This window comes from Actinotalea ferrariae (assembly GCF_019733465.1).
GTDB classification, from domain to species: domain Bacteria; phylum Actinomycetota; class Actinomycetes; order Actinomycetales; family Cellulomonadaceae; genus Actinotalea; species Actinotalea ferrariae_A.
The window spans coordinates 1-1,703 of record NZ_JACVQL010000416.1; the positions used below are offsets into that span (position 1 = coordinate 1).

Annotated in this window: 1 protein-coding gene and 1 pseudogene; both read left to right on the forward strand. The window is 77.2% G+C overall.

The window, feature by feature from the left end:
- The first annotated feature begins 111 nt into the window (after window positions 1-111).
- Window positions 112-957: an ABC transporter ATP-binding protein gene (locus ICW40_RS20505; RefSeq protein WP_221655816.1), complete on the forward strand. Its 846-nt coding sequence runs from the start codon at window positions 112-114 to the stop codon at window positions 955-957.
- Window positions 933-1,703 (forward strand): annotated as a pseudogene (locus tag ICW40_RS20510) (hypothetical protein); the annotation flags it as partial. The gene ICW40_RS20505 and the pseudogene ICW40_RS20510, both read left to right, overlap by 25 nt.

Below are 1,703 nucleotides of genomic sequence, written 5' to 3' on the forward strand. Positions count from 1 at the left end.
CGGCTGCGGCCCTCGTGGCCGCCGTCGTGGTGCGCCGGCGCCGGGCGGGAACCGCCGACGCCGACGCCGCCGCCGCCGCACGGGAGGACGTCCCGCCCGTAGGGTGAGGCGGTGAGACCGACGGCCCCGAGCGAGCAGCCGCCCCAGGGCGCCTCGCCCGCGCACGGTCCCGGGCCGGCGTCGGCACCTCTCCCGGGCGCCCCGGCCCTGTCACTGCGCGGTCTGGTCAAGCGGTTCGGCCCCACCGTCGCGGTCGCCGGCATCGACCTCGACATCCCGGCCGGCTCCTTCTACGGCGTCGTCGGCCCGAACGGTGCGGGCAAGACGACGACGCTCAGCATGGCCACGGGACTGCTCGTGCCCGACGGCGGGCGGGTGCACGTGCACGGCGTCGACCTGTGGGCGGACCCGCTCGCCGCGGCGCCGCTGCTCGGCGTGCTGCCCGACGGCGTGCGCGTGTTCGACCGGCTGACCGGGCCCGAGCTGCTCAGCTACGCCGGCATGCTCCGCGGCCTGCCGCGAGACACCATCGCGGCGCGCCGTGACGACCTGCTCACCGCGCTGGACCTGCACGGTGCGGGCGCGACGCTCGTGGCCGACTACTCCGCGGGCATGACGAAGAAGATCGCCCTCGCGTGCGCGCTCGTCCACGCGCCCCGGCTGCTGGTGCTCGACGAGCCCTTCGAGGCCGTCGACCCGGTGTCCGGTGCCGCCATCCGGGTGATCCTCCAGCAGTTCGTGGCGGCGGGCGGCACGGTCGTCCTGTCGAGCCACGTCATGGCGCTCGTCGAGCGGCTCTGCGACCACGTCGCCGTCGTCGCGGGCGGCCGGGTGCTCGCGGCCGGCCCGCTCGACGCGGTGCGCGCGGGGCGGGATCTGGAGGACAGGTTCGTCGACCTCCTCGGCGGCGGACGCGCCGAGCCGGAGCTCACGTGGTTGCGACCCTCGTCCGCCTGAGGGCCCGCATGCTCGCGCACAGCCTGCAGCGCGAGGTCTGGCGGGTCGTCCTGCTGGTGTGCGGGCTGCTCTGGGCGCTGCTGTCCCTGCCGAGCGTCGTCGGCGGCATGCTCTGGCTGTCGGGCCAGCCCGTCGACGTGGCCCACGACATCCTCGTCGTCGGCGGCTCGCTGCTCGTGCTCGGCTGGCTCGTCGTCCCCCTCCTGGTGCCGGGCCTGGACGACTCGCTCGACATCAGCCGCTTCGCGACGTTCGCGGTGCCGGTGCGCCGCCTCGTGCCCGGCCTCCTCGCGGCGTCGCTGCTCGGGCTGCCGACGCTCTTCAGCGCGCTCGTGTGCCTCGCGCCGGCGCTCGCGTGGGCGGGCAGCGGCCGGACGGGTGCGGTCGTCGCGCTGCTCGTCGCCCCGGTGGCGCTCGCCACGTGCGTCGTCGGCGCGCGCGTGACGACGGGGCTCGCGAGCCGCGTGCTCGCCTCGCGGCGCTCGCGCGAGGCCGGCGCCGTGCTCGGGCTCGTCGTCGTGGGACTCGCGGTCCCGGCCGCCCTGAGCATCGGCTCGATGGGTCTCGAGGGCGCCCTCGAGCGCGTGCCGGCCCTCGCACAGGTGCTCGGGTGGTCGCCGCTCGGTCTGGTCTGGGCGACGCCCGCGGCAGCCGCCGACGGCGACCTCGCGGGTGCGGCCGCGCGCGGCGCGCTCGCACTGGTCTGGCTCGCGGCCGCCGTCGTCGCCTGGGCGGTCCTCCTGCGC